The sequence below is a fragment of the Candidatus Sericytochromatia bacterium genome (genome assembly GCA_035285325.1).
GTDB lineage: Bacteria > Cyanobacteriota > Sericytochromatia > S15B-MN24 > JAQBPE01 > JAYKJB01.
Genome location: JAYKJB010000120.1, coordinates 75,111 through 83,027 on the forward strand (window position 1 = coordinate 75,111; position 7,917 = coordinate 83,027).

The window sequence follows — 7,917 nt, forward strand, 5'->3', positions numbered from 1 at the left end:
CCCCGACTCAGCGCAGCACCACGCGCGTGACCCCGTCACCGCCCTCGCTCGGGCCCCCCGGTCGGAACGAGGCCACGGCCGGATTGTCCTTCAGCCAGGCGCGCAGCGCATTGCGCAGCGCGCCGGAGCCGGCCCCGTGGATCAGGGTGACCTCTCGCAACTGGCTGCGCAGCGCCTGGTCGAGGTAGCGATCGGCGGCCGGGACGGCCTCGTGCTGCATCAAGCCGCGCATGTCGAGGCTGAGGCCCGCCGGTTCCGCGGGAATCACGATCGTGCCGGTGCGCCGGGGCGGCGGCGGGGTGTCGACCAGTTGCGCGCCCGACTTCAGGGACAGGTCCCGGCGGTGGACCGTGACTGTCAGGATTCCCACCTGCACCTTGAGGTTGCCGTCAGCATCGGGCAAGGTCAGCACCTTGCCGCTCTGCCCCAGTTTGGCGACCAGCACCGTTTTGCCCACTTCCAGCACCTCTTGCGGACCTACCGGGGCCGCCGGAGGCTTTTTCTTCTTCTGGAACTTCTCCAACCGCTCGGTGGCCCGCTGCGCGGCCTGGGCCGTGCGCACGCCTTGCAGATCGCGAATGATCGCCGCGATCTCCCCTTTCGCGGAACGCACCTGCTGTTCGACCCGTTCTTTGGCTTTGGCCTCCAGGTCACGCCGCTCCTGGTGCCAGGCCGCGAGCTTGGCGTCGTACTCGTGTTTCAAAGCCTCGGCCCGGTTGCGCGCCTTCTCGGCCCGTTGCAACCATTCGGCCGCCAGGTGTCGATCGCGCTCGACCTCGGCCACCAGTTCCGAGGTTTCGGTGGCGCGGTGCGCGAGCAGCTCCCGGCTACGCGCCACCAGGGGCTCGGAGAGCCCCAGGCGCTCGGCGATCGCCACGGCATTCGACTGCCCGGAGACGCCCAGCAGCAGCCGGTAGGTCGGAGAAAGCGTCTCGAGATCGAACTCCACGGCGGCGTTGCGGACGCCCGCCCGCTGATAGGCCAACATCTTCAACTCGCCGTAGTGCGTGGTGGCCACCAGGCGGGCCCCGCGGGCCTGCAGTTCCTCGATGATGGCCCGCCCCAGCGCCGCCCCCTCGGCCGGGTCCGTCCCGGCCCCCAGTTCATCCAGCAACACCAGGGTGCGCCCGTCAGCCTGGGCCAGGATCCGGATGATGTTGGCCATATGGCCCGAGAAGGTCGAGAGATTCTGCGACAGGCTCTGCTCATCTCCGATGTCGGCAAACAGTTCCGACACCACCCCCACCTCGGAGCCGCGCGCCACCGGCGGCAACAGACCGGCCTGGGTCATCAGGACGCACAGGCCCAGGGTTTTCAGTGCCACCGTCTTGCCCCCCGTGTTGGGCCCGGTGATCAGCAGGATCGGATGGTCGTCCTCGACCTGCATATCGATCGGCACCACCGCGTCGCCCAGTCGCTCGACCAGCAGGGGGTGGCGCGCCTTGAACAGGCGGGTGTTGCCCTTGCGATTGAGCCGAGGCAGTTCCCCACGAAGCCGGTCGGCCAGGCGCGCCTTGGCCTGGGCGAAGTCCAGGTCGCCCAGGGCTTCACAGGTCCAGGCGATCGGGTCATGCACGGCGGCGACCTGCGCCGTCAGGTCGGCCAGGATCCGCTCCTCCTCGGCCCGGGCATCGAGCTGGCGCTGCCGCACCGCGTTGTTGAGTTCCACCACGCCCAGCGGTTCGATGTAGAGGGTCTGCCCGCTACCGGACTGGTCGTGGACCAGACCGGGCACGGAGGCCTTGGCGTCGGCCCGCACCGGCAACACGAAGCGATCGCCGCGGAGCGTGGCGATCGGGTCCTGCAAGGCCGCGGCCTGCGCGCTGATGATGCGCTGCAGAGCGTGCCGCACGGCACTCTGCGCCTCGCGCAGGCGCTGCCGGATGCGCGCCAGCTCCGGGCTGGCCGAATCCGCCAGCGACCCGGCCGCATCGAAGGCGGCCAGCAGGGTGTCGCTCAGGCTGGAGAGACCCGCGATCGGCTCTGCCAGCTCCACCAGGGCGGGAAAATCGTCTCGGCGCTCGTGTAGCCAATCTTTCAGGCGACGAGCTGAACGCAAGGTGTGCCCGACCGCCAGCAGGTCCTCGCCGGCCAGGGTGAGGCCCTGTGCGGCCCGGCGCAGGGCCGGGCGGATGTCCACGATGCCGCCTTGCGGCAATTCGCCGGCCAGCTGCCGCAACTCCCGACATTCGGTGGTGATGCGAAGCGCCGCGGACACCTCATCGAGCGGCACACGGGGCCGCAGCGCCAGGCAGCGTTCGTGCCCCATCGCGTGGGAGGCCTGCGCGGCCAACAACGCGATCAAGGCATCCCATTCCAGGACCTTCAAGGTTTTCGCATCCATGGTTCCATTGTAACGGACCTCGTCGTCGTCGCAGCGCCGAGGTCCTGCGGGGAGCGGCCGCTGCGGCCCAGGCGTCTGAAATGGCGCTTGCCGGGCCGCCCCAAAGTTCTCTACAATGAACCGCTTGACCAGGATGGCGCGGCCATCGTGGGGGATTGGCAGGATGCGCATCGGGATCCTGACGGACATCCATGGCGATCACGAGACCATGGTCCGCATCATCGACCACCTCGAGACCAAACGGGTGGACCGCTTGGTCTGCCTGGGTGATCTGGTGGTGCACGGCCCCGCCCCCAACCGGGTGGTCGACTGGTTCCGTCAGCGCCCCGAGGTCACCGTCGTGAAGGGCAATCACGACATCGGGGCCACCATCGCCGAGGACCAGCTCGACCGTCTGCACTTTTTCAGCCCTGATTCGCGGGCCAACACCGAGGCCGCGCGACGGGCGCTGAGTGATGAGAACAAGGCCTATCTGACCGCCTTGCCCCTGGAGGTCCACGAGAATGAGGTCTGCTTCACGCACGCCGCGCGGGGCAACCCCTTCGCCCTGCTCCGCCAGCCGGAGACGATCGCCCGGGGATTCGACTCCCTGAACGGCTCCATTCTGATCGCCGGCCACACCCACCGCACCCGCGTGCACCACTGGCCCGCGACCCGTCCGCTGTGGTGCACCGACCATCCCACGGAAAGCGGCACCTGGGTTCACGAGCTGGTGCCGGGCGATCGCTACATCATCAACGTCGGCTGCACGGCCCAGTTGAAGTACGACCCGTTTCCGCCAGTCTGCGCCGTTTACGAGCCGGGCAACCGCCGCCTCGAGTTCCACGAACTGCCCGATCTGCGTCGTTGACCGAGCGGGGTCACCCGGACGCTCAGGCGACGGGGCCACGGCGTCTGGGGGCAGCTCGGGTTCAGAATCGCTGCAGCGGCTTCGGCGTCACGCAGGTTCCGGACGCGCGCGCCACCAACAGCGGCTCGGGCAGCAGTTCGGCCGCCGAGGGCGCCAGCCCCTCCCGTCGACACAGCTGAATCACCTTGTGCGCCGTGAACTGCATCTTGCGCGAGGTGTTGCCCGTGCTGAGCAAGTCGCCGCGAATTTCCAGGTAGTCTCCGGCATGGACAGGCGCCTTGAACTCGACCATGTCGTAAGCCACGAAGAGGCCCTCATCGCCATCCAAGCGGATCAGGAGCTCGGTGGCCACATCTCCGAAAAACGTCATCAAGGCGCCACCGGCCACCAGGCCACCGGCATAATGGGCGTCGTGCTCGCCAATGCGAACGCGCAGCAAACTCGTGATCGGTTCCGCCATGGGGATTCTCCTCTTTCCTGCTAACGGGTCACACCAGCATGGCGCCCTGTCCTGCGCCAGGCTCGAAGAGACGCTGATAGAGCCGCAGGGCATGCCCATCGGTCATGCTGGCGATGTAATCGCACACCACCCGCAGGCGGGGGCGCTCCTCGTTCCGCACCGCCTCCCACCATTCCCGCACGTCGACCGGGAACAGGTCGCCGGCATCCGGCTGCGCGTGGGCCTCGAACAGACGTTGCACGATGTGGCGTCCCTTGTACTCCAGGGTCGTGACGCGCGGATTGCGGATCAGCAACACGTACTCGACGCCCATCAGGATGCAAGCCTCCCGCCGAATCTCGGGCGGAATCGCCAGGGCCCAACCGTAACCCGGCAGATCATCGCGCCGGCTCAGGGAGGTGTGCGTCACGAACCGATGGATCAGGCGGGAAGTGAGCGCCTTGCGACGCTCCTTGACCTCGTTGGCCGAGGAGGCCTTGAGCGAATCGAGCAGGTGACGCATCAGGTCATGAACGTCCTGAGGCCTCACGTCCTCGGCTCCTTTTTTGCGCGCGTAGGCCGCGATCCGGTCCAGCGTGCCGGCGTGTTCGAAGTGCTCCGGGCGGATCAGGTCAGCATGCAACCCGTCCTCCAGGTCATGCACCGAATAGGCGATGTCGTCCGCCCATTCCATGATCTCCGCCTCGAGGGAGCGGTGGCGATGGGACACCCCGCCGCGGATCCAGGCCACCGTCTCGGCATCTTCGTCGTAGAAACACTTTTCGACCGCCCGCTCCCCCTCCGGGCCGGGCGGCCGCTGGCGCTTGCGCACGGAATAGGCATCGAGATACTTCAACACGGCCTCCAGGGTGGCACGCGTGAGGTTCAGCCCGAAACCGGGACGTTTGACCTCGAGGCGCGTCAAGATCCGCAGGTTCTGAGCGTTTCCTTCAAAGCCGCCGTGGGCGCACATCATCTCCTGCAGGGCGGCCTCACCGTTGTGGCCGAACGGCGGATGGCCCAGGTCATGCGCCAGGCAGGCCGCCTCGATCAGTTCAGGCGACACCCACTCTGATTCCGGCAAAACCCGTCGATTCAGGAACAGGGCCACGCCTTTGCCGACCTGGGCCACCTCCATGGAGTGGGTCAGGCGGGTCCGAAAAAAGTCGCCCTCGCCGACGCCAAAAATCTGGGTCTTTCCCTGCAGGCGACGAAAGGCCGAGGCATGCACGATGCGCGCCCGGTCGACCTCGAACGGGTCGCGGGGGTCGACCTGTTCCGGTCGGTCTTCAGGGTCTCGGCGGGCCCATTCCCGCGAACCGTAACGCTGGGTTGTGCTCATGCCGTGACGCCCCCTCTTCCAGACGTCATGGGACCCCGATTCCCTGCCTGCCGTCAATCGTGACCGGCATCCGCGAAAGGCGGGACAGGGCGTGGTACAAGAGGCTCGGGTGGGCGTATCCGCGTGACTTCGACGTCGTTCTTTTCTGATGAGTTCCCGGACGACGGCGTGCGTCTGGCCGCCCCGCAGGCGCCTGAACCCCCGACCGTGCGGCGCCGCGTGGGACGTTCGGGGTTCGTCACGGAGCGCTTCGGGGAGTCCGCCAACCCGTGGGCAGGCCTGCTGCTGCCCCTGCCAGGCTTGGCCTTCACGCTGCAGCTGGGCCTGTTGGTGGCAGGTCTGCCGCCCTCATGGCGAGCCGGTGAGGCCAGCCTTCATCTGGCCCTCTGGCTGCTGTGGGTGCCCTTCCTGCTGGCCAGTGCCCTGCAGGGCACGCGGCGCCTGCTGGCTGAAACCCGCTGGCGCAGGACGCGAGGCGGGCTGCACCTGGATTGGTCGGCGCGTCACTGGCATTACAACCTGACCTTCCTGCTGGCCTTCCTGCCGGTGGTGCTGCTGCAATTTCTGCCGGGCGTCCTCGATGCCTACATGCTGGGACTGATGCAACTGCTGGCCTTTTTCGGTCGCACCGGTCACGTGGGCTATGACCCCAGCCCAACCAATCTCTGGCTGGTGGCCCTCTGGCTGCCGATCTGGTGGCAGGCCTCCCGCCACATCACGCGGATTCCTCCCGGCCGCTTGCTGGGGCTGCAACGTGAGCTGGCGCGCTTACGCGGCGAGGTGACGTGGGGGGCCGAAGCGTGGGGCATGACGGTTGGCGACGTGGTCGACCACTGGTTGGCGGAGTTGATCCCTGGTGCTGCCGAGGCTCCCGCCGCAGGCGCCAGCCGTCGGAGAGCCCGGCAGCTCTGGGCGACGTTGCGGCGGGAGCTGATTGCCTCCTGGGTACAAACGCCCCCGGATCTGGCGCGAGCCAACCGGGCCATCGACCACTTTCGAACCCAACGGAGCGGCGGATGAGCGAACACACCTGGGGCAATGAGGTGGTCTATCAGGTCTTTCCCGACCGATTTCACGCCCATCGGGCGCCCGAGCATCCTGCCCCGCGCGCCGGGGCCTTCCACTGGAACGGTCACCCCATCCGGGTCGCGAGTTCGCCCCGCGCCCTGACCCACCGCCGGCACCACCAGTACACCTTCATGGGCGGCAACCTCGAGGGGATTCGCCGCAAGCTGGACCACATCGCGTCGCTGGGGGCCACGGTCCTGTATCTCACGCCGATCTTCCAGGCTCGCTCCAGCCACCGCTACGACACGGACGATTACCACACGATCGACCCCATGCTGGGCACGGCCGAAGATTTCGGACGCCTGAAGCACGCCTTGCGCGAGCGTGGCATGAAACTGGTGCTGGATGGTGTCTTCAACCACACCTCGTATGATCACGCCTGGTTCACGGCTCAGCCCGAGTTTTATCTGCGAACGGCCGGGGGGCAGCCCGAAACCTGGATGGGAACGGGCCTGTTGCCCAAGTTGAACCCGGAGCACCCGCCGTTGCAGGAGGCCTTGCTGCGGGTGCTGGACCAGTGGCCCGAAGCCGATGCGTGGCGGCTCGACGCCTCGCATCTGATTGCCCGCCGTTTCCTGCGCCGGTTACGCGAACACCTGGGCCCCGAGCGCCTGGTGTTTGGAGAAGATTGGGACGATGCCCGCTTCGACCTGCACGATGGCCTTTACGACGGGGTGACCAATTTCGCCTTTCAACGCAACGTCAAGGCCTTCCTGTGCGGCGATTGTTCACCGGAAACCTTGGCCAATCGCCTGCGGGTGATTTACGAAGGCTATCCCTGGCCCGGCGTGCTGCGCAGCTGGAACATGGTCGGGAACCATGACACGGATCGGTTCTTTTCGATGATCGGGGGAAACGAAGCCCGGCTTCGCCTGGCCTGGGTGCTACAAGCGCTGTTGCCGGGCACCCCGCTGATCTATTACGGCGACGAGTGGGGCCAGACCGGCTGGGGTGACTGGGGCGCGCGCGGGCCGATGTGCTGGCGGCCCAACGCCTTGCAACGCGCGAGACGAGACGACCTGGCGGCCATCCTGAAGCTCCGCCGAGAGCACCCGGCGTTGGCCAGCGGCCGCATTCGCTTCCTGCATGCCAGCAACCAGGACCGCACCCTGGTCTGGGAACGCTTCAACGAGCAGGAGCGGGTGCTGGTGGGCATCAACGTCGGACCAGCGGCCGTCCAGTGGGAAGGCGAAGGCCAGACGCTGACGATTCCGGCCCAGAGCTGGCACCACCAGGCGTCCGCGCGCTGAACAGGGGTTGAGGCCCGAGCCGCGAAGGTAGTCGCTCCCTGCGGCGCCGTCCGTGGCCGCGCGGCAAATGAAGATCTAACAAACTTTTAACGCAAGGGTGGCCCATTTGCTTCGACAACCTTAGTATACAAATTTAGTATACGAACCTACGCGTCGTGTGTGGTTGTCGAAGGAGGTCCTCGCCATGTCTTTTCCCCACGGTTCTTCCCGTCATCGCCTGGCGCAAGGCCTGCGCGGTCTGCTCTCGGACCAGGGCTGCCGTCTGGGCCGAGCCGCTCTGGCCTGCGCCCTCCTCAGCACCAGCGGCTGTCAGGGAAGCATCGGCCGCGCCACCCTGACCATGGCCGAGGCCGCCCCCACGGCTTTGCAGGCCCTCGTGGACCAGGAGACGCACGGGGAAAGCCACCCGAACAACGTCCTGCCCTTCCTGGCGAGCGAGGAAGGCGGGCGCAGCCTCCAGGCCATCTCGGAGGAAGACGCCCGCCCGGAAGCCCCCTCGGCCGCGCCCATCCAGGTCAAGGTCAATGCCGACGCGGAACTGCTGATTCGGGACCCGAAGGTGGTGGACGACCCCGTTCGCACGAACGGCAAGGGGGCCTGGAGCTTCGCCACCCTGATGACCCG

General features: G+C 67.2%; 7 protein-coding genes. 4 read left to right on the plus strand and 3 right to left on the minus strand.

What is annotated here, in order from left to right; translation table 11 throughout:
- Positions 1-7: 7 nt before the first annotated feature.
- The gene (locus VKP62_15095) at positions 8-2,533 is read right to left on the minus strand and encodes an endonuclease MutS2 (GenBank protein ID MEB3198522.1); all 2,526 of its coding nucleotides are present in this window, start codon (positions 2,531-2,533) and stop codon (positions 8-10) included.
- On the opposite strand from VKP62_15095, the gene VKP62_15100 reads away from it, so the two are divergent.
- Positions 2,508-3,194 carry a metallophosphoesterase family protein gene (locus VKP62_15100; GenBank protein MEB3198523.1) on the plus strand — a complete coding sequence of 229 codons (687 nt, stop codon included), beginning with the start codon at positions 2,508-2,510 and terminating at the stop codon, positions 3,192-3,194. The genes VKP62_15095 and VKP62_15100 overlap by 26 nt on opposite strands.
- Before the next feature lie 61 nt (positions 3,195-3,255).
- Here the strand turns inward: VKP62_15100 and VKP62_15105 are convergent, their stop codons facing one another.
- Together VKP62_15105 and dgt are read right to left on the minus strand one after the other, a co-directional pair.
- The gene (locus VKP62_15105; GenBank protein MEB3198524.1) at positions 3,256-3,642 is read right to left on the minus strand and encodes a hotdog domain-containing protein; all 387 of its coding nucleotides are present in this window, start codon (positions 3,640-3,642) and stop codon (positions 3,256-3,258) included.
- Positions 3,643-3,682: 40 nt separating this feature from the next.
- Positions 3,683-4,975 carry a dNTP triphosphohydrolase gene (gene dgt, locus VKP62_15110; GenBank protein ID MEB3198525.1) on the minus strand — a complete coding sequence of 431 codons (1,293 nt, stop codon included), beginning with the start codon at positions 4,973-4,975 and terminating at the stop codon, positions 3,683-3,685.
- Positions 4,976-5,098: 123 nt separating this feature from the next.
- On the opposite strand from dgt, the gene VKP62_15115 reads away from it, so the two are divergent.
- From VKP62_15115 to VKP62_15125, 3 genes are all read left to right on the plus strand, one after another.
- Positions 5,099-5,995: a hypothetical protein gene (locus VKP62_15115; protein ID MEB3198526.1), complete on the plus strand. Its 897-nt coding sequence runs from the start codon at positions 5,099-5,101 to the stop codon at positions 5,993-5,995.
- Complete coding sequence (locus tag VKP62_15120) at positions 5,992-7,293, plus strand: glycoside hydrolase family 13 protein (GenBank protein ID MEB3198527.1); 1,302 nt, start codon at positions 5,992-5,994, stop codon at positions 7,291-7,293. The genes VKP62_15115 and VKP62_15120 overlap by 4 nt, the downstream gene beginning before the upstream one ends.
- A 184-nt stretch (positions 7,294-7,477) precedes the next feature.
- Positions 7,478-7,917, plus strand: a 440-nt coding sequence (locus VKP62_15125) for a hypothetical protein (GenBank protein ID MEB3198528.1), incomplete at its 3' end; no start/stop codon positions are given.